Source organism: Neglectibacter sp. X4 (genome assembly GCF_009917365.1).
In the GTDB taxonomy this organism is placed as follows: domain Bacteria; phylum Bacillota; class Clostridia; order Oscillospirales; family Acutalibacteraceae; genus Acutalibacter.
The window spans coordinates 22,245-41,394 of the sequence record NZ_QWLE01000016.1 but is presented as its reverse complement, the minus strand read 5'-3'; the positions used below and the strand labels follow the sequence as shown (position 1 = coordinate 41,394).

General features: G+C 56.9%; 14 protein-coding genes and 1 pseudogene. 6 read left to right on the top strand and 9 right to left on the bottom strand.

Features of this window, described 5'->3' with window-relative positions:
* Nucleotides 1-227: 227 nt before the first annotated feature.
* Nucleotides 228-2,513, bottom strand: coding sequence for an AMP-binding protein (locus D1841_RS08170; protein WP_160642838.1), 2,286 nt, complete (start codon nucleotides 2,511-2,513; stop codon nucleotides 228-230).
* 366 nt (nucleotides 2,514-2,879) lie between these two features.
* Nucleotides 2,880-3,206, bottom strand: a complete 327-nt coding sequence (locus tag D1841_RS08165) for a helix-turn-helix transcriptional regulator (RefSeq protein ID WP_160642837.1) — start codon at nucleotides 3,204-3,206, stop codon at nucleotides 2,880-2,882.
* A 129-nt stretch (nucleotides 3,207-3,335) separates the two neighbouring features.
* Between D1841_RS08165 and D1841_RS08160 the strand changes: the two genes are divergently transcribed.
* The 3 genes from D1841_RS08160 to D1841_RS08150 all read left to right on the top strand — a co-directional run bounded on the left by D1841_RS08160 (nucleotide 3,336) and on the right by D1841_RS08150 (nucleotide 7,562).
* Nucleotides 3,336-3,746 (top strand): TM2 domain-containing protein, encoded by a 411-nt coding sequence (locus D1841_RS08160; protein WP_160642836.1) that lies wholly within the window; start codon nucleotides 3,336-3,338, stop codon nucleotides 3,744-3,746.
* Between the two features lie 120 nt (nucleotides 3,747-3,866).
* Nucleotides 3,867-5,408 (top strand): cellulase family glycosylhydrolase, encoded by a 1,542-nt coding sequence (locus D1841_RS08155; protein WP_160642835.1) that lies wholly within the window; start codon nucleotides 3,867-3,869, stop codon nucleotides 5,406-5,408.
* A gap of 96 nt (nucleotides 5,409-5,504) precedes the next feature.
* Nucleotides 5,505-7,562, top strand: coding sequence for an S-layer homology domain-containing protein (locus D1841_RS08150; RefSeq protein ID WP_160642834.1), 2,058 nt, complete (start codon nucleotides 5,505-5,507; stop codon nucleotides 7,560-7,562).
* A 221-nt stretch (nucleotides 7,563-7,783) separates the two neighbouring features.
* Here D1841_RS08150 and D1841_RS08145 read toward each other — a convergent pair whose 3' ends face one another.
* Nucleotides 7,784-8,803 carry a hypothetical protein gene (locus D1841_RS08145; RefSeq protein ID WP_160642833.1) on the bottom strand — a complete coding sequence of 340 codons (1,020 nt, stop codon included), beginning with the start codon at nucleotides 8,801-8,803 and terminating at the stop codon, nucleotides 7,784-7,786.
* A gap of 204 nt (nucleotides 8,804-9,007) precedes the next feature.
* Here D1841_RS08145 and D1841_RS08140 point away from each other — a divergent pair, with 204 nt between their 5' ends.
* From D1841_RS08140 to D1841_RS08130, 3 genes and pseudogenes are all read left to right on the top strand, one after another.
* The gene (locus D1841_RS08140) at nucleotides 9,008-9,526 is read left to right on the top strand and encodes a hypothetical protein (protein WP_161879952.1); all 519 of its coding nucleotides are present in this window, start codon (nucleotides 9,008-9,010) and stop codon (nucleotides 9,524-9,526) included.
* Between the two features lie 185 nt (nucleotides 9,527-9,711).
* Complete coding sequence (locus D1841_RS08135) at nucleotides 9,712-10,533, top strand: RNA methyltransferase (protein WP_160642831.1); 822 nt, start codon at nucleotides 9,712-9,714, stop codon at nucleotides 10,531-10,533.
* 40 nt (nucleotides 10,534-10,573) lie between these two features.
* Nucleotides 10,574-10,702: pseudogene (locus D1841_RS08130) on the top strand (aldo/keto reductase); the annotation flags it as partial.
* Nucleotides 10,703-11,190: 488 nt separating this feature from the next.
* Here D1841_RS08130 and nrdG read toward each other — a convergent pair.
* The 6 genes from nrdG to hisS all read right to left on the bottom strand — a co-directional run bounded on the left by nrdG (nucleotide 11,191) and on the right by hisS (nucleotide 19,119).
* Complete coding sequence (gene nrdG, locus D1841_RS08125) at nucleotides 11,191-11,685, bottom strand: anaerobic ribonucleoside-triphosphate reductase activating protein (protein WP_160642829.1); 495 nt, start codon at nucleotides 11,683-11,685, stop codon at nucleotides 11,191-11,193.
* Between the two features lie 9 nt (nucleotides 11,686-11,694).
* Complete coding sequence (gene surE, locus D1841_RS08120) at nucleotides 11,695-12,444, bottom strand: 5'/3'-nucleotidase SurE (protein ID WP_160642828.1); 750 nt, start codon at nucleotides 12,442-12,444, stop codon at nucleotides 11,695-11,697.
* Between the two features lies 1 nt (nucleotide 12,445).
* On the bottom strand, nucleotides 12,446-12,622 hold the full coding sequence (gene nrdD / locus D1841_RS08115) for an anaerobic ribonucleoside-triphosphate reductase (RefSeq protein WP_160642827.1): 177 nt from the start codon (nucleotides 12,620-12,622) through the stop codon (nucleotides 12,446-12,448).
* A gap of 102 nt (nucleotides 12,623-12,724) precedes the next feature.
* Nucleotides 12,725-15,022 carry an anaerobic ribonucleoside triphosphate reductase gene (locus D1841_RS08110; protein ID WP_160642826.1) on the bottom strand — a complete coding sequence of 766 codons (2,298 nt, stop codon included), beginning with the start codon at nucleotides 15,020-15,022 and terminating at the stop codon, nucleotides 12,725-12,727.
* Between the two features lie 690 nt (nucleotides 15,023-15,712).
* Nucleotides 15,713-17,494 carry an aspartate--tRNA ligase gene (aspS, locus tag D1841_RS08105; protein ID WP_160642825.1) on the bottom strand — a complete coding sequence of 594 codons (1,782 nt, stop codon included), beginning with the start codon at nucleotides 17,492-17,494 and terminating at the stop codon, nucleotides 15,713-15,715.
* A gap of 338 nt (nucleotides 17,495-17,832) precedes the next feature.
* On the bottom strand, nucleotides 17,833-19,119 hold the full coding sequence (gene hisS, locus D1841_RS08100) for a histidine--tRNA ligase (protein ID WP_160642824.1): 1,287 nt from the start codon (nucleotides 19,117-19,119) through the stop codon (nucleotides 17,833-17,835).
* Nucleotides 19,120-19,150: the final 31 nt, after the last annotated feature.

Genomic DNA, 19,150 nt, shown 5'->3' with positions numbered 1-19,150 from the left:
ATGCGTATAGCCATATTCTAGCACACCGCCGCCCTCTGGTCAATCCTCTTTGGCTTGGGGACGGCCCGCTGTAAGGCCGCGGGGCTTCTTCTCGCCTGCCGGGATGCGCCTGTCAAAGCTTTCCCTTTCATAAGAAATTGGTTTTTAGATCAAACCTTTTTTCTAAAAAGGTTTGCGGGGGCGAGGGGGCGGCGCCCCCGTAGCCATGGGTGCAGCGCCGCGCTGCCTCAGCCTTTCAGCTCCACCCGCCGGATTTTGCCGCTGATGGTCTTAGGCAGATCCTCCCTAAACTCTACAATGCGGGGATACTTATAAGGCGCGGTGTGCTTTTTCACATATCCCTGAATTTCCTTCTTCAGCTCTTCCGTCCCCTCAGTGCCCTTTGTCAGCACCACAAAGGCCTTTACCACCTGGCCCCGGACAGGATCTGGCGCGCTGGTGACAGCGCACTCCAGCACATAGGGCAGCTCCATAATCACGCTCTCAATCTCAAAAGGCCCGATGCGGTAGCCGCTGGACTTTATCACGTCGTCTGTGCGCCCCACATACCAGTAAAAGCCGTCCTCGTCCCGCCAGGCTGTGTCCCCGGTGTGGTACATATTGTCGTGCCAGGCTTCCCTGGTGTTTTCCTCGTCACCGTAGTACCCCATGAACAGGCCGCAGGGCACAGCTTTGTCTGTACGGATAACGATTTCCCCTGTCTCGCCCACAGGGGCCGGGGTGCCGTCAGGCAGGACGATGTCCACGTCATATAGGGGGCTGGGCACGCCCATAGAGCCGGTTTTCGGCACAGTGCCCACAGGGTTGTAGATAGACAGGGTGGTTTCTGTCTGGCCAAAGCCCTCCATCAAGGAAAGTCCGGTGGCCCGCTTCCACTGCTCGTATACCTCCGGGTTCAGGGCCTCCCCGGCGGTGGTGGAATACTCGATGGAGGACAGGTCGTATTGGGACAAATCCTCCTTGATAAAGAAGCGGTACATGGTGGGAGGCGCGCAGAAGGTGGTGATGTGGTATTTTGCGAACATGGGCAGGATATCGTGGGCGTCAAACTTGTCAAAATCATAGGTGAAAATGGCGGCCTCATTCATCCACTGCCCGTAGTATTTCCCCCACAAAGCCTTGCCCCAGCCTGTGTCGGAGATGGTGAAGTGCAGGCCGTCGGGATTCACGTTGTGCCAGTATTTGGCGGTGATGAAGTGCCCCAGGGCATATTTATAGCTGTGCTCCGCAATTTTGGGATACCCTGTGGTGCCGGAGGTGAAGAACATCAGCATGGGGTCGCTGCCGGCAGGCGCCTGTGGCCTCCTCTCGTAGGTGTCGGGGAAAGCTTCTGCCTCTTTGTCGAAATCATGCCAGCCCAGGCGGTTCTCCCCCACCATAATCCTGATATCCACTCCGCAGCTTTGGGCGGCGCGGTCCGCCTCCTCGGCCACCTGCCCGTCGGCTGTGCAGAGGATGGCCTTCACCCCCGCGGCCTTAAAGCGGTAATCAAAGTCGTGCTCCATCAAAAGGTTGGTGGCGGGTATCACCACAGCCCCCATCTTGTGCAGGGCGGTGATGACGAACCAGAACTGGTAATGCCGCTTTAACACCACCAGCACCCTGTCCCCCCGCTTGATGCCCAGGGATTCCAGATAGTTGGCTGTTTTGTTTGACCACCGGCTGATGTCCCCAAAGGTAAAGCGCCTTTCTGTCTTGTCCCTGGACAGGTGGAGCATGGCGAGCTTGTCCGGGCTTTTTTGGGCAATGGCGTCCACCACGTCAAAGGCAAAGTTAAACTTCTCCTCATCCGTAAAGTGGATGCCCTTGAGGATGCCGTTTTCGTCCAGCTCTGTGTGAACAAAGGCGTCGGACACGGTCTCCCGGTTCTGCCGGGCGATTTTCGCGTCAATCAGCCGCTGGAAGCGATCCTGCTCCGGGGCAAACCCCTCCGGGCCTTTCAGCACCAGGGCATAAATCTGGCACTCTGCCCCGCCAGTGGCTATCATGCCATGGGGGGTGGCGGAGTTGTAATAGATGGTGTCCCCCTCGTGGAGGATTTCAATGTGGCTGCCCACCTGCATTTTCATGGAGCCTTTTACCACAATGTCGAATTCCTGTCCCACATGGGTGGAAAGCTTGATGGCAACCTTCTGCTCCGCCTCAGAGTAAGGCATGGTGACAAAGAACGGCTCGGCGGTCTTGTTTTTAAACAAGGGCGCTTTGTTCAGATACTTGAATCCCTGCCGCCGGGTAATGGGCAGGCCGTCCCCTTTGCGGGAAACGGTATAGGAGGACAGGGTGGGGCTTGCGCCTTTAATCAGATCCGTAGGATCCACCGCAAAGCGCTGGGCGCATTTGTAGATAAAGGTAAAGCTGAAGTCCCGCTCCCCCTGTTCGCACTGCTGGTATTCCTCCTTGGAGGCGCCTGTGCATTTTGCCATTTCCTCCTCGGAAAGGCCGGTAATTTCCCGCATGGTGCGGATACGCTGGGCCACCTCCGCAAGCTGTGCTTTTAAATCTGTTTTCTCCATGTTTTCTGCCCCTTTCAATATTCCTATGAGATAAAATAAAAAGCCCGCCTCACAGAAGAAGTATGTCCTTCTATGAGACGGACCCAAAGTCAAAGTCCGCGGTACCACTCATATTGCGCTTTCGCGCCGCCTCGTCAGGCTCCAGCAAGCCCTATGCACTAACGCAGCACACGCGGGAAACGCCTACCACCTCTGAGGGCTTCGGATTTCCGGCTCGGAAGGGATTGGCGTGTGGTTGCCCCCGCTGACTCGCACCTGCCGCCAGCTCTCTGAAGGGAAAGCGCCCCCGCCGTCTTCGTCACAGCCTTTATGCCTATGCAATTATAAACTGTCTGCTTTTAATGATACACAGCGCCAAAGGAAATGTCAAGGTTTTTTTCCAGGATTTTTGTCCGGGTCCTCCTGCCCCTGCCTGTAAAAATACTGCAGCAGGGCATAGAGAATCCCCTTTTGTTCCCCGTCCAGCCCGTCCAAAGCCACAAACTCCCGCTTCTCCAGCCCTAAAATATAGTCTGTAGAAACGTGGAAAAGCAGGGAAAGCTCCACCAGCTTTGCCGCTGTGGGTATGGAAATCCCCATCTCCCAAGCGTTTACGCTGGAACGGGTGACAGACATGATTTTCGCAAGCTCTGTCTGTGTCATGCCCCGCGACTGCCGAAGTTCCTTTATCCTGCCGCTGGCCTGTATCACCATTGCCCCACCTCCCCTGTCCATTATAGCTTTCCCTTGGAGACATTTAATTATCATCATTGATTATTATTATTTGACAAAACCCTATTCTTATGCTATATTGATAGGCAGGAAACATAAGGAGGGAACAACATGGATATGGAACAGAACACACAGCCCTGGCAGGAAGCCCCGCCGAATGCGGCCCCGCCCCAGAAATTCTGCAAGCACTGCGGGGGGCGAATCCCGGCGGACGCGGTCATCTGCACCCTGTGCGGCAGGCAGGTGGAGGAAACAGCCCAGGCCACGCCCAATATCGTCATCAACAATACCAACACCAACGAAAACATAAACACCATGAACGCCTATATGCAGGCCAAGGCCCGGAACAAGTGGGTGGCTGTGCTGCTGTGCTTTTTCCTGGGGGGCATTGGCGCCCACAAGTTTTATGAGGGGAAAATCGGCATGGGCGTGCTGTATATCTTCACCTTCGGCCTGTTTGGAATCGGAATCCTGATAGATTTCATCACCCTGCTCTTTAAGCCTAATCCCTACTATGTATAAAAAGCCGCCGCATGGCCCTGTGCCCTGCGGCTTCTTTTTTAGACGGCAAAACCGTTTACAAACCCCTCAGCCCTGTGCTATTATGAATATAAATTCTTATGCAAGAAAGGCGGGGCTGTGATGAAACGGATTTCACAAAAGCTTTGGGGGCTTTTAGCGGCAATACTGCTGCTGGGGGTGCCATTGCCTGCCGGGGCTTTTTCCGACGTAAAGCCTGGAGACTGGTACGAAAACGCTGTTACAGAGATGACTGCCCAGGGGTATCTGTTGGGATATCCCGACGGCCGGTTCCGCCCGGAAAACACTGTTTCCGCCGGGGAATTCCTTGCCATTGTAGGACGGTGCGCAGGGGCACAGGAGGGCGACGGCCAAACAGGCCACTGGGCCGCAGGCTGGGTGCAGGCGGCTCTGGACAGAAGCTGGATAGACTGGGACGAGTGCCCGCCCACCGGGGCGCTCTTTGACAAGCCCATCTCCCGGCAGTTGGCGGTAAAGGCCCTTATGCGGGCGCTGCTGCCTGACGCGCGGGGGGATTACAACACAGAGTCCCAGAAAATAGCGGACTTTTCCGAGCTAAACGGCAGGTATTATGAAACCACCCTGGGGGCCTATGCCGCAGGCGTTATCATTGGCGATCCTTCCGGCACCTTCCGCCCCTTAGGCTCCTTAACCCGGGCGGAGGCATGCATTATCATCCAGCGGGCACTGAAAAAGGCAGGTGGCGTCCTGCCTCCGGCCCCGGATATCCCTAGCGGCCCTGTGGAAACCATCCAGGGCGGGGCTTCGGAAAACGGCTGGCTTCAGGTGAAAGGCACCCAGCTTTGCAATGAACAGGGCAAGCCAGTGGCCCTCCATGGCATGAGCACCCACGGACTCCAGTGGTATGGGCAGTTTGCCGGAAAGCAGGCTGTGAAAAACACAGCCGCCTTTGGGGCAAACCTGTTCCGGGTTGCCATGTATACCGGGGAAAACGGCTATCTCAGCCAGCCGGAAGCCATGAAAAAGAAGGCCATAGAGGCTATAGACGCGGCTATCGCCCAGGATATGTATGTGATAATCGACTGGCACATCCTCTCCGACGGCAACCCCCTGTCCCACGTAAAGGAAGCCGAGGCCTTCTTCTCGGAAATGGCCCGGCGCTACCAGGACAGGCCGGAGGTGATCTATGAAATCTGCAACGAGCCAAACGGCGGCGCCGCCTGGGGCAAGGACATCAAGCCCTATGCCCAACGGGTGGTAAAGGCCATCCGCCAGCACAGCAAAGGCATTATCCTTATCGGCAGCAGCACCTGGAGCCAGGACATCCACCTGGCGGCCCAGGATCCCCTGGAAGGGGAAAACCTCATGTACACCCTGCATTTTTATGCGGGCACCCATGGCAAGGAGCTGCGGGACCGCATCGATCAGGTGTTGGCAAAAGGCCTGCCCGTTTTCATCAGCGAGTGGGGCGTAAGCCGGGCAGACGGCAGCGGCGGGGTGTTCCTGAAGGAGGCCGGGGAGTGGCTGGACTTCCTCCAGAAGCGGGGCATAAGCTGGGCAAACTGGTCTTTATGCGATAAAGATGAAACCTCCGCCGCCTTAAAGCCCGGCACCCCCGCCACCCGCGCCTGGACAACGGCTGATTTAAGCGAATCAGGGAAATTCGTGTTCGGGAGGTTTTGAGGGTTCCCCCCGAATAGAAAAAGCCCTTGCATTTTAAAAAGGATACTGATAAAATGTATATAAATGAATTTTTTGTGAAGGGGTTTGAGGAATGTTATGAAAAAGAGGCTGTTATCAGGGCTTTTGGCCCTGTGCCTGCTGGCTTTCTGCCTGCCGGTTACAGGGCAGGGGGCGGAGGCTTCCCTGGAGGAAGGGGTGGAAAAGCCCGGCGTGGATGTGAAAATCCCCATTGAAACCGTGCGCGCCCGGTGCGCCGGAGGCACCGATTACCTGGACAAATACGGCGTCACCCGGGAAATGCTGCTGGCAGAGCTTTCCGCCCACGAGAAGGACAATTATTACCTGGGCACGCCCCAAAAGAGCGGGGACTGGCAGTCCCCCAAGGGCGACCCCTCTTATAATGGATCCATTGGCATGAACTGCGCCGGGTTTGTCTCCTATGTGCTGCGAAAGTGCGGGCTGGACGCGGCCGCTGCTATCCGGGATATCCGCAAAAGCCCCTCTGCCGGCCGCTGGAACAGCAGCCGCCCCTATAACGAGCTTGCCAAGGCCAGCAACTACCTAAGCTGGATACAGTATGGCAAGCTGGTGGCCCATGTTTACGAAAGCCAGTCTGCCATGCTGAAAGACGGCAAGTGCGAAAAAGGGGACTTGGTGCTGCGGTTCTGGACAGACAAATTCACCGGGAACGACTATGACAACCACATGATGATTTTCTGGGGGGACTCCCCTGGGGAAAACAAGGTGTGGCAGAACGCGGAGGGCAGGAACCATATTGGCCCTATGGTAAACACCCCGGCTTCTGCCTATATCTTGATTAAATTCGCCCCCAAGGTTCCTGAACCGGAGCCTTTCGCCGGGTTTACAGACGTGCGGGAAGAGGACTGGTTTGCCCAGCCGGTGCTGTTTGTAAAAGAAAACGGCTATATGCGGGGGGAGACGGAAACAGCCTTCCGCCCCCAAAACACAGTTACCCGGGCGCAGCTTGTGCAGGCGCTGTACAATATGGAGGGAAAGCCAGCCCTGCCGGAGGAGGCAGAACCGCTGCCTTTCACAGATATGGAGGGGCACTGGGCTTTAGAGGCCGTATCCTGGGCATATGCCGAAGGGGTGTCTGAAGGCATAGGGGATGATGCCTTCGACCCGGAAGGAACGCTTACCAGGGAGCAGGCCGCGGTGCTTTTCAGCCGCTTCAAAGCATACAAGGAGGGGCTTCCCTCCTTGAACCTCAACTGGTTAAACAGCTTCATAGACAGGGCCTCCATCAGCTCCTGGGCAGAAGAGGGCATTGCCTGGGCGGTGCAGGAGGGGGTGCTTTCCGGACGGGGCGGGGCCGTGCTGGATCCCCAGGGCCGCTGCATCCGGGCGGAGCTTGCCCAGCTTATCCAAAACTATTACGAACCCAGAGAGACAGAACTGCCTGTCCGGGGCGGCGTGTACGGCACAGTCCAGGAGGATTCCGGCAAAGTGCTGCCCGGGGCCGTTGTCACCCTTACCGGGGAAAGCGGCGCCCGGCGTACAGCCCGTACAGACAGCCGGGGGGAGTATGGGATTTATGGACTTGACCCCGGGGTTTATCAGGCTTCTGCCGCCAAGGACGGGTATGTGGAGGCAGGGCCTGTAGAAATCTACATCGGCCAGGACGGCGCCGCCCTCCAGCAGGATTTCACCCTGGAGGACGCCCTGCTGGCCAAGCTTGCGGCCCTGCGGCAGAAATTCCCCCATGGAAAATATTGGAACCACAAGGGCGTTCCGGCTTCCTGGGAGGCCGTCACCTCCACGCCCTGCAGCCACTGGACAGGGGCAAGCTGGTGCAACTCCTATACAGGGAAGTCTGGCCAGGTTTTTGTTTCCAATCAGCCTGCCATCCAATGCCTGGGCTTTGCCAGCATGATAAGCGACCAGCTTTTCGGCAAAGACGCGCCTGTGCGCACCTTCCAGGATTTTGACAAGCTGCGGGTGGGAGATCACATCCGCCTGACATACGCGGTGCACTCCATGATTGTGATAGAAAAAGGCCCGGATTATGTGAAGGTAGTGGAAGTGAACCGGGACTTCAGCTCCTGCAAAATTGAGTGGGATCGCAGGATTGAAAAGCAAGATCTGGAAAAATTCGGCAGCACTGTGCGCTATGTAACCCGGTATCCAGACTGACAGAAAGAGAAAGCCCCCTGGCCTGAGCAGCCAAGGGGCTTTTTGCGCCTTAGAACCTGTATTCATAATCGAAATTGCCGGATGAGCGAGAATTTTGGGGATCAATCAAGGCTGCCGTTTGCGCCTCCGCAAGAAATTTTCCATAGAGCGGCTCCCAAAAGACCGCTTAAACAGCGGTTACAGGTTGTGAATACAGGTTCATAGATGCGGCGTTGCGTTGCCTATGCAAAAAGCTCGGCGGAAAGGCGGGCCTGTTCTGCTTCCACCGCTTCCGGATCAGGCTTTGGCGCGCTTTCATACAGGCGGTTCAGGGCCTCCAGGGCTTCTTTCAGGTGCCCGGTGGCTGTCTGCACCAGCGCTTTATATTCCCCCTCCAGCTTGTTCAGTTCCCCGGCGTGGGCCTCGTCTGTGCCGGGCACCACGCAGCGGGCATACATATCCAGAATCTCATCTCCCTCCCGGGCGGGGAAATACTCGTGGGGCGGGGTGCTGTCCAGCAGGCAGAAACCCAGCTCCCGCACGGCGATTAAGTCCAGGCTGTCTGCGTCCAGGGCGCAGTGGTAGATTTCCACATCGCAGCCCCGGCGCAGGGCTGCGGCGCACACCTTTTTCAGCAGGGTAGACTTCCCGGTGCCCGGACGGCCCTTGATAAAGATGCGGCAGTCAAGGCCCGCTGTCACCTGGGGGATATGATCCAGATTCCCCTCCGCTGTGGCCGCCCCGAAAAAGCGGTGGAATTCCCTGCCAGGGCGGGTGCCGCTTTTGTGGCCCAGCAGCCGCCGTACCAAGGCGTCTCCCAGGCTGTCGGCGGCGGAAAAATCCATGTGTTCCAGATAAATGCGCTCCTGGCTGTTATGTACGGCCCGGGCTTCCTGGAAAGCGGCCCGGGCCTCCTTCATGGCCTCCCGGCAGGCGGCAAGATCCCCCTGGGGCCGCAGGGCCTCCGCCCCCCGCACAAAGGGGGAGTCTGGGTCAAATCCAAAGGCCCCGGTGGAAAGCTGGGGCAGCAGGATTCCCTGAACCGTGTTGTCCAGCGGGTGGAACACCAGCTCGCAGGGAGTGCCTTGCTGCCGGGCCTGCCTGCGCAGGTTTTCAAAAATCTCCTGCTGCACGCTGTGGGGCCAGCCGCTGAGGACTGCCCGGTGCTTTAGGTGCCCGAAGTTGGACAGGTAAAAGCCGCCGGCCTTGGGGCCTGTGGAATCGACGAAAAAATGGATGGCTTCCTGGTTTGTCTGCAGCATAAATGTGATTCCTCTCTTCCCGGTTAATCTGGGCATTCCCTACAGTGTATGCGCTTAAAGAGGCAGCCATGACAGCCGGCTTGCCTTTATTGCCGGCAGAAAAACCCCTGTTTTTCCAAAAATGTAGGTGTACCTCCTAGCGGTAAACATCCTTTAATGGTAATATTTTATTACTATATATCCTAGGAGGTAACTCAAATGCATATGGATACTATTTTTGCCAGAGAGTTTATAAGTTCCCGTATGCGCAGCACGCGGCTTGCCCGCCATGCTACCAAGCAGGCCATGTCCCAGGTCCTCCATATAGATCCCCATTCCTATGCGGATTTGGAAAACGGGGTATACTGTCCCTCCGGCCCGCCGCTGCTTCTGCTGCTGGACTACATGGGCGGCTCTGCCGCGCTGGAATTGATCCATGCCTTCCACACGGCCCTGCACCCCGGAGAGCCGCCTGCGGCCAGGGAGGTTACACAGGAGCAGCTCAGGGAGCAGATAGCCGTCTGGCTGGAGGACGAGTCTGCCCAGGAGGACTGGAGCATGTATCCTGCCGTCCAATATGATGTTTTTGAGGATGGCAGCAAGCTTGTAAGCCGCCTGTACTATATTGTCCCAAAGCTTACCCCGCTCCGGCTGGAGTGCTTTGTGTTCTTTGAGGAAAGCACCTTCCACAAGGATCCTTCCGGGGATTTAATCCTCACAAGCTCCCGGCTGTATATCCAGTAGGGCGCGGCCAGGATGGTTTCTCAAAGGGCCGCTGTACACAGAGATATTGCCCCGCCTTTTGGGCAGGGCAATATCTCTGTTCTTTTCCCCAAGGAAGAATTGCCTTGCCGCCAGTAACATGCTATACTTAAAGCAATACGGGAAAGCGCCGGGACGAGGGCGCAGGGATTCAAGGGGGAAAGGCTATGGGAGAACCCAGAATTGTGGAAATTTCAGACTTTAATGCGCCGGAACTGGATATATATGCCCGCTTAACGGAAAACCAACTGGTAAACCGGGCGTCTCCCAGCGACGGCCTGTTTATCGCGGAAAGCCCCCTGGTTATCGGCAGGGCCTTAGACGCAGGGTGCCAGCCCGTCTCCTTTTTGATGGAGGCAAAGCATGTTGCAGGCAAGGGCAGGGCGCTTTTAGACCGCTGCGGGGATGTGCCTGTGTTCGCGGCGGAGGAAGAGGTGCTGTGCGCCCTTACAGGCTTCCACCTGACCCGGGGCATGCTCTGCGCCATGAAAAGGCCCCCGGCCCTTGCTCCAGAGGAGGCCTGCCGGAATGCCCGGCGGGTGGCAGTGTTGGAAAACGTGATGAACCCCACAAACCTGGGGGCTATCTTCCGCAGTGCCGCCGCCCTGGGCATAGAGGCAGTGCTGCTGACAGAAGCTGGCAGCGATCCCCTGTACCGCCGGGCCTTGCGGGTGAGCATGGGGAACGTCTTTCTGGTGCCGTGGGCGTATCTCCCCCAGGACAGGCCCTGGACGGAATTCCTGAGGGAGAGGGGCTTTAAAACCGCTGCCATGGCCCTGCGGGAGGATTCCCTGGACGTGGCGGATCCCCGCCTGAAAAAGGAAAAGAGGCTGGCAGTGGTGCTGGGTACGGAAGGGGACGGGCTGGCGCCTGCCACCATTGCCGCCTGCGACTACACAGTGCGCATCCCCATGTACCATGGGGTAGACTCCCTCAATGTGGCTGCCGCCAGTGCTGTGGCCTTCTATGCCCTGGTTCAGCGGGAATGAAGGCCATGTCCATCCATAAAAATTCCGGGAGGAAGCATGTATGAAGTACGCAAGGCTGGGCAATTCGGAACGGAATATCTCCCGCGTCTGCATGGGATGCATGGGCTTTGGCGATCCCCAGAGGGGAATGTGTTCCTGGACGCTGGACGAAGAAAGCTCCCAAGCCATCAAAGCGCCGTATGTCCCCCACAAGCTGGTAGGCGTTATGGCGCAGAACGGGTAAGAAAGCCTCAAAGCCTGTCTTAAAACTCTGAAAACCCATCTTCTCTCCCCAAAAAGAAAAAACCAGCAGCCAGCATCCCGGCTTATGGAAGCATTAAAGTATCTCTATGTACAGATTGTAAAGACATTCGGGGGCAGAGCCGAAGGGGACGTCCCGCTTGTACAGAGCATCCTTTTCCGGCGCAGCCGTAGATGAATATGCAGTGGCAGACAAGAGCGGCGTGGCAATTGCTTTCCGAGAGGAAATGACACGCTTATCTTTTCCACCTGCACCTCAGAATCGAAACAGCAATCACAAAAAAAGCCTAAGGCCGCTCCAGCAGCGGCCTTAGGCTTTTTATAAGTAAATGCGTTTGTCAACATGTGCCGATTCTCAAACAGGCGGCATAGCAGCAATAACTGCGTTAACTATGCAATAGCTGCCAGGAATCACCATCAAGCCCGCAGCACAAGCCTGCCAGATTCCCTGGTTTTGCGCATATCTATCACCCGCTGGTTCTCGCTGCCCCGGAAAGCCAGCTCCAGGTTTTTCTGCTCCTCTATAAAAGGCCCGTCTATCAGCAGATCTGTTTCCGCAAGCAAGGCCTGCACGGCCGGGCTGTCCATGGCAGCAAGCTGCTCATAGGTATAGCCGGTGAAAACCACCACATCTTTGCCCCTGGCGTGTACCTGCCCCGCAAGCTCTGCCAGAGGGGCAGGCTGGCAGAAAGGCTCCCCGCCGCTGAAAGTAATGCCCTTTAAAATGGGATCCCCGCAGAATTCCGCAAAAATCTCCGCTGTATCCACTGTCCTTCCGCCCTCAAAGGGATGTGTCTGCGGATTGTGGCACCCAGGGCAGTGATGGGGGCAGCCCTGGACAAACAGGGCATACCGTATCCCAGGGCCGTCCACAATGGATTCCGCCACAATTCCCGCTATCTGAAGCTCCATACAGCTCGCCTACAGGACAAAGGACTTGTTGCGGAAGCCCTCTCCGTCTGTCAAATCATACACCAGGGGGGACAAGGCCACATACCCGTTTGCCACGCAGCCGATATCGCTGTCCATGCCGAAATCCGGCGTGGCGGCGTCCTGGAGGTTTTTCAGCCAGTAGTAATCCCGGCCGTCCGGGGTCTGGCGGTGCTCGTAGGTATCGGCCCACAAATGCGTCCGCCCGGCAGGCACCCACTTCACGCCCTGTATCTTCTGCCCGGGCAGGGCGGGAATATTGACATTCAGCATAAAGTCAATATCCTTCTCCACATCCAATTGGGACAGCAGCCGGGCAAACACCTCCGCCGCCCTGTCAAAGTCCCCGTCCCACTGGGTGGATACGGCGATGGACTTCTTGTCCAGCATAGCCCCTTCCATGGCAGCGGAAACCGTTCCGGAATAGAGCATATCCATAGCCACGTTCAAGCCCTTGTTCATGCCGGAAACCACCAGATCCACAGGCTCCCCCGCCAGGGAGAGCACGCCCAGCCGGGTGCAGTCCGCCGGCGTGCCGGAGACTGCAAAGGCAGCCGCCGCGCCGGGCACCTCCCGTTTCTCTGCAAACAGGGGCAGCCGCACTGTCAGGCCATGGCCCACAGCGCTGCGCTCCTCCATGGGGGCGCTGACGGTGATTCTGTGCTCTTTGCCCAGGGCCTTTGCCAAGGCGTGCAGGCCAGGGGCGTTAATGCCATCGTCATTCACCAATAAGATATGCAACTTATTTCCCTCCCAGGGTGTGCTTTACCCTATCCTGCTCCTCGGCCCGCTTGGCGTTGTTCCAGCGGTCAATGGTGCCCACCAGATAGCCGGTGATGCGGCGGATGCGCTCAAAATCCCGTCCCTCGCCGATGATAACCTCTTTGCCCTCAGTCTTATATTCCTTTACGCTTGTCATGTGAAATTCCTCCTTATAACTATGTCAAAATGGATTTTTGGATCAAACCTTTTTCCAAAAAAGGTTTGCGGGGTGTGGGGCAGCGCCTCACGGTCTTAAAGCTCAATGTATCAAACACGTATAGTCCGGCACATCGTGATACTTTTTCCGCAGCTCCTCCAGCTTGGAAAGGGGTACGCCCTCCCCGGCATGGCGGCCGCAGCGGGGGCATACGTCGTCGATAATGCCGTTATAGCCGCACACCGGATCCCGGTCAACCGGGTGGTTCACAGAGCCATAGCCAATGCCAGCCTCCTTCATGCAGCGTATCACGCTTTCAAAGGCCTCCACATTCTTGCAGATGTCGCCGTCCAGTTCCACATAGCTGATGTGCCCGGCGTTTGTCAGGGCATGGAAGGGGGCTTCCTTCTGAATTTTCTCAAAAGCGCCAATGGGATAATACACTGGCACATGGAAAGAGTTGGTGTAGTATTCCCGATCCGTCACCCCGGGGATTTTCCCAAACTTCTTTTGGTCAATCCGGATAAACCGTCCGGAAAGCCCCTCTGCCGGGGTAGCCAGCAAGGTGAAGTTTAAGCCTGTCTCCTGGGAGGTTTTATCCATATACGCCCGCATGTGGGTGATAATCTCCAGCCCCAGCTTATAGCTCTTTTCATCCTCCCCGTGGTGCTTGCCTGTCAGGGCCTTCAGGGTTTCCGCCAGGCCGATAAAGCCTACGGACAGGGTGCCGTGCTTTAAAACCTCTGCCACAGAAGCGTTGCGATCCAGCTTTTCAGAATCAATCCACACCCCCTGGCCCATGAGGAAGGGATAGTTATAGGCTTTTTTGCTGCACTGGATTTTAAAGCGGTGCAGCATCTGCTCAATAGCCAAATCCATCCGGGCATCCAGCAGCTTATAGAATTTTTTAATATCCTTCTCCGACTCTATGCCGATGCGGGGCAGGTTGATGGAGGTAAAGCTCAGGTTGCCCCTGCCGCAGGTGGTTTCCCGTTTGGGATCGTGGGTGTTGCCCATCACCCGGGTGCGGCAGCCCATATAGGCCACCTCTGTGTCGTAGTCCCCGGCCTTGTAATACTGCAAATTAAAGGGCGCGTCTATAAAGCTGAAATTGGGGAACAGCCGCAGGGCGGAAACCTCCATGGCCAGCTTAAAGAGGTCATAGTTGGGATCCCCCTCGTTATAGTTTACCCCTTCTTTCACCTTGAAAATCTGCACCGGGAAAATAGGGGTTTCCCCATCTCCCAGCCCGGCCTTTGTGGCCAGCAGCAGGTTCCGAATCACCATGCGCCCCTGCTCGCTGGTATCCGTCCCGTAATTCAGGGAGGAGAAAGGCACCTGGGCGCCTGCCCGGGAGTTCATGGTGTTCAGGTTGTGTACCAGGGCTTCCATAGCCTGATAGGTGGCATGATCCGTCTCCCGCCAGGCAGCCTCCTGGGCATAAGCGCAGGCGTCCTCCGCCTCCTCGGTGATGATCTCCTCATAGCCGTTTTCCTTCTGGTGCCGGGGCAGGAAAGCAACAAAACGCTCGCTGTAGTGTCCCACGTTTTTCATGGTCACCTTGCTCCCCAGTTCCCGCTTGGCGGCGTTTATGAGGGCCTCCGCGTGGCTGTGGGGCATACCCTTGTGGATCTGCAAAAACTGGATAAGGGCCTTGAAAAACTCCTTGCGGTAAGTCTTATCCACCCCCAAAGCCATGGCATAGTCGAAGATAGGCACGCTCTGGCCGCCGTGCATTTCGTTCTGGTTTGCCTGGATGGCAATGCAGGCAAGGGCCGCGTAACTGCGGATATCCTGCGGTTCCCGCAGGTAGCCGTGGCCAGTGGAAAAGCCGTTTTTAAACAGCTTAATCAGGTCAATCTGGCAGCAGGTTTCTGTCAGGGTGTAAAAGTCCTTGTCATGGATGTGGATTTCCCCGCTTGCGTGGGCCTGGGCGATATGGGGGGGGATAACATATTTGTCATAGAAGCTCTTAGCCCCCTCCGATCCATATTTCAGCATGGTGCCCATGGCGGTGTCCGCGTTGATGTTGGCGTTTTCCCGCTTGATATCCGCGTCCTCCGCAGGCACAAAGGTCAGCGCAGAGTAAATCTTCACCAGCTCGTCATCCATTTCCCGCAGCTTCTGGTGTTCCGCCCGGTACAGGATGTAGGCCTTCGCCGTTTTGGCGTAGTCTGCGGCAATCAGCTTTTCCTCCACCACGTCCTGGGTCTGCTCCACAGTGGGGGTTTCTTTCATCTTCTCCAGCTCTGCCACCACTTCTTCTGTAAGCCTGTCCAGCTCCTCATCGCTGAACTTCTCTGTGGCAATGCGCACATTGGCTTTGAAAATGGCGGCGCGTATTTTGGCGGCGTCAAAGGGGGCTTTTTCCCCGCTTCGTTTGATAATGGTTTTCAGCATGTATCCTGATCCTTTCCTCACTCGTACATGGGGGCGCAAAGCCGCCCGCCAGCTTTACCATTATACCTGTTCTCCCTTTTTCTGTCAATACTATATATTGTGTACATTTGGTAATTTCAGCATATTTCCACTCAAAATATATTGCCGGATTATCGTTTCACAGTCCCTTTGCGCCAGCATGCAGGCTGGCTTTCTGCCATTGTTTCACGCTTGTGAAGGACTTGTCATTCTCGCCCTGCTTCCCGTGAAAATTTTTTTACTCCATCCCTCCCCAGAGACAACCAGAGACAATTTTTGAAAAAATTTTCTCTGGACTCTTTAAAAACTTCCACCCGTCCCCTGCCTGCCGGAAAACGACCTCTCCCCGGCCCGGTATCCCTCCAGAGATATCACCCAGCGCACAGGGCAGGTCAAAGATAGTTCTTTGAAAAAGCTTCTCTGGACTCTTTAAAAACTTCCGCCCACCCCCTGCCTGCTGGAAAACGACCTCTCCCCGGCCCGGTATCCTTCCAGGAAAATGTTCCGTCGGCCAACCAAAAACCGCGTCCGCCCTGCATGGCCAGGGCGGACGTTTCAAGTGCATATAGTAACCGCGTTAACTATTTTACTATACTCTAAAATTTTTTAACGCGGGAGCAGCCAAAACAGGCCGGAAAGCTACGTGCGAACACTCCTGTAGGCGCCACTGGGTCACGTTGCTTTCACAGGGGCAATTCCCAGCTCGTCAAGCTGGAGCTTATCCACTGCCGCCGGGGCCTGGGTCATCAGTTCGCTCATGTTCTGCACCTTGGGATACGCCACCACGTCCCGCATACTGCCAGCCTCTGCCATCTGCATAACAAGCCGATCAAGGCCCAGGCCAATGCCGCCGTGGGGCGGCGCGCCATAGCGGAAAGCGTCCAGCAGGAAGCCAAACTTCTCGTGGGCCTCCTCGTCAGAAAGCCCCAGCAGGGCGAAAATGCGGCCCTGCAGCTCCGGATCCGTAATGCGGATAGAGCCGGAGCACAGCTCCATGCCATTCATCACCAGGTCATAAGCCTTAGCCCGCACCCGGCCTTTGTCCGTCTCCAGATAGGGCAGGCACTCGTCCAGGGGAGAGGTAAAGGGATGGTGCATAGCCACCCACTCGTTCAAGTCCTCGTCAAACTCAAAGAAGGGCATCTCTGTAATCCACAAGAGATTCCGCATTCCCTGGGGCACAATGCCCAGCTTCTGGGCGGTGATAGTGCGCAGATAGCCAAGCTGGGAAAGCACATGGCTGGTTTTCGTGTCCGCGATAACCAGCAGCACGTCGCCCTCTTTGGCCCCGGTCTTTTCGTAGATGGCCTGCATTTCTTCTTCTTTCATAAACTTTAAGAACGATCCGGCATACCCCTCTGGCAGCAGGCGCACCCAAGCCACGCCCTTGCCGCCAATGCCCTTCACAGCTTCCGTCAGCTTGTCAATCTCCTTGCGGGAAAGGGCCTTCACAGCGTCCTTTGCCACAATAGCCCGCACGCTGCCGCCTCCTGCCACAGCGTTTGCAAACACCCCGAAGCCGCAGTCTTTCACAAGCCCGCTGATGTCCTGTATTTCCATGCCATACCGGGTGTCCGGCTTGTCAGAACCATAGCGCTCCATAGCCTCCTTATAGGTCATCCGGGGCAGGGGAAGGGGGATGTCCTCTCCCAGCACCTCCTTGAACACATGGCGCACAAAGCCCTCGGCCATGGTCAGCACGTCCTCCACATCCACAAAGGACATTTCCATGTCAATCTGCACAAACTCCGGCTGCCTGTCGGCCCGCAGCTCCTCGTCCCGGAAGCACCGGGCAAGCTGGATATAGCGGTCAAACCCCGCCACCATGGAAAGCTGCTTATAAAGCTGGGGGGACTGGGGCAAAGCGTAAAACGCCCCCTTGTGCAGGCGGGACGGCACCAGAAAGTCCCGGGCGCCCTCTGGGGTGGACTTAATCAGCATAGGGGTTTCAATCTCAATAAAGCCGTTGTCATAGAAATAATCCCGGGTGGCCTTTGCCACCTTGTGCCGCAGCAGCAGATTCCGCTGGAGTTCCGGCCTGCGCAAATCCAGATAGCGGTATTTCAGCCGCAGTTCCTCGTTGGCCTTTGACCCCTCCACAATCTCAAAGGGAGGCGTTTCCGATTCCCCCAGCACCCGCAGTTCTTCCACGAAGATTTCCACGTCCCCTGTGGGGATCTCCTTGTTTTTTGACGTGCGCTCCCGCACCGTCCCCACTGCTGCCAGAACAAATTCCGACCGCACCCGGAAAGCCTTGTCAAAGGCATCCTTGCCGCTGTCCTCGTCAAAGGCAAGCTGTACAATGCCTGTCCTGTCCCGCAGGTCGATAAAGATAAGCTGGCCCAAATCCCGCTGACGCTGGCACCAGCCGAACACAACCGCCTTTTCTCCCACATGCTCCATGCGGAATTCCCCGCAATAGCGGCTCCGCTTTAACCCTTGTATCGTCTCCATTTTTATCCGCTCCTTTTTTAAGGCCGTAAGGCTCTGCCCTACACCCTGTTTCCTGTCTGTCAGTTCGGCCAGCCGCTGGACGCGAAAGTCCGCGAAACGTTTTGATCCATGGGACGCAGCGGCCCCCTTTTAAAAAGGGTTTGATCCTAAAGTCTATTTGCCTGTTTGCCCACGCACCGGGTGAACGCCTTCGGGAGCACGTCCGGCACGCGCTGGTTCGCGTAAGCGCGGTGCCATGCAACGCAGCGAAAAACTACCACTCGCCAGCGAACATTCGTGAGCGTCCACGCGTCTCGGGTGCAGAAACGCATTGCTCCGCAAAGCGTTTCGTCACGCTGCTAAAAACTCAAATCATCCTGGGCAGTGCTGGCGGTAAGGTAAGCGTCCACGAAATCCTCCCCGATAGATATCTTCACCTTTTCCCCGGTCTGCATGTTTTTCAGCTCCGCCTTGCCGGCTTCCAGCTCGTTGTCTCCCAGCACCATGGTGTACCTGGCCCCTATGCGGTCGGCATACTTCATCTGGGCCTTTAAGCCCCTGGCGCACAAATCGCAGTCTGCCGCCACGCCGCACTTGTGCAGCTTGTCCATGAGCACAAAAGCCTTTTTCTGGGCCTCAGCCCCCATGGCTGCCAGGTAAAGCTCACAGCGCACAGGCTCCGGGAATTCCGCCTTCTGCTCCTCCAGGGCCAGAAGGATGCGGTCAAGGCCTAAGCCAAAGCCCAGCCCCGGCGTGGGCTTGCCTCCCAGTTCCTCCACCAGCCCATCATACCGCCCGCCCCCGCCTAAGGCAAAGCCCAGGCTCTTGGAGGGGAACTCAAACACTGTCCGGGTGTAGTAGTCAAGGCCCCGCACCAGGCCGGGATCCAGCTCGTATGCAATGCCCAAAGCGTCCAGCAGCTCCCGCACCTTCCCGAAATGGGCCTTGCAGTCCTCGCACAGATAGTCGGTAATCTTCGGCGCGCCCTTGGCAATCTCCTGGCACACCGGGCTTTTACAGTCTAAAATGCGCATGGGGTTGCGCTCCAGGCGGGACAGGCAGGTTTCGCACAGCTCATCCTTCCGGGCGCTGAAATATTCCTTCAGCGCCTTGTGGTATTCTTTCCGGCAGGCAGGGCACCCGATGGAGTTTAGCTGCAGGCCCACGTCATGAAGCCCCAGCCGTTTATAGATGGCCAGCCCCAGGGCAATCACCTGCACGTCTGCCCCGGGATCCGCCGCGCCGAACATCTCCACCCCAAACTGGTGCAGCTCCCGCAGCCGCCCGGCCTGGGGCTTTTCATAGCGGTAGCAGGAGGTGAGATAGTACAGCTTCACCGGGTATCCCGCGTTGTACAGCCCATTTTCCAGCATGGCCCGCACAGCCCCTGCCGTCCCCTCAGGCCGCAGGGTGATGGAGCGCCCTCCCTTGTCCAGGAAGGTGTACATCTGCTTTTCCACCACATCTGTGGTGTCTCCCACGCCCCGCAGGAAAAGCTCTGTGTGCTCGAAAACCGGGGTGCGGATTTCCGAAAAGCCGTTTAACTCCGCCTCGCTTTTCAGCACATCCTCCACAACCTGCCATTTTTCCGTCACCCCCGGTGTCAGATCCATTGTGCCCTTGGGGGCCTTTGTCAATAGTTCCATGTTCATTTCCTCCTTCTTAACTCTGAAGCCT

Excerpts from the sequence above, each read along its gene's own strand:
- D1841_RS08170 (WP_160642838.1), bottom strand. The coding sequence starts at position 2,513 with ATGGAGAAAACAGATTTAAAAGCACAGCTTGCGGAGGTGGCCCAGCGT.
- D1841_RS08165 (WP_160642837.1), bottom strand. The coding sequence starts at position 3,206 with ATGGTGATACAGGCCAGCGGCAGGATAAAGGAACTTCGGCAGTCGCGG.
- D1841_RS08160 (WP_160642836.1), top strand. The coding sequence starts at position 3,336 with ATGGATATGGAACAGAACACACAGCCCTGGCAGGAAGCCCCGCCGAAT.
- D1841_RS08155 (WP_160642835.1), top strand. The coding sequence starts at position 3,867 with ATGAAACGGATTTCACAAAAGCTTTGGGGGCTTTTAGCGGCAATACTG.
- D1841_RS08150 (WP_160642834.1), top strand. The coding sequence starts at position 5,505 with ATGAAAAAGAGGCTGTTATCAGGGCTTTTGGCCCTGTGCCTGCTGGCT.
- D1841_RS08145 (WP_160642833.1), bottom strand. The coding sequence starts at position 8,803 with ATGCTGCAGACAAACCAGGAAGCCATCCATTTTTTCGTCGATTCCACA.
- D1841_RS08140 (WP_161879952.1), top strand. The coding sequence starts at position 9,008 with ATGGATACTATTTTTGCCAGAGAGTTTATAAGTTCCCGTATGCGCAGC.
- D1841_RS08135 (WP_160642831.1), top strand. The coding sequence starts at position 9,712 with ATGGGAGAACCCAGAATTGTGGAAATTTCAGACTTTAATGCGCCGGAA.
- nrdG (WP_160642829.1), bottom strand. The coding sequence starts at position 11,685 with ATGGAGCTTCAGATAGCGGGAATTGTGGCGGAATCCATTGTGGACGGC.
- nrdD (WP_160642827.1), bottom strand. The coding sequence starts at position 12,622 with ATGACAAGCGTAAAGGAATATAAGACTGAGGGCAAAGAGGTTATCATC.
- D1841_RS08110 (WP_160642826.1), bottom strand. The coding sequence starts at position 15,022 with ATGCTGAAAACCATTATCAAACGAAGCGGGGAAAAAGCCCCCTTTGAC.
- aspS (WP_160642825.1), bottom strand. The coding sequence starts at position 17,494 with ATGGAGACGATACAAGGGTTAAAGCGGAGCCGCTATTGCGGGGAATTC.
- hisS (WP_160642824.1), bottom strand. The coding sequence starts at position 19,119 with ATGGAACTATTGACAAAGGCCCCCAAGGGCACAATGGATCTGACACCG.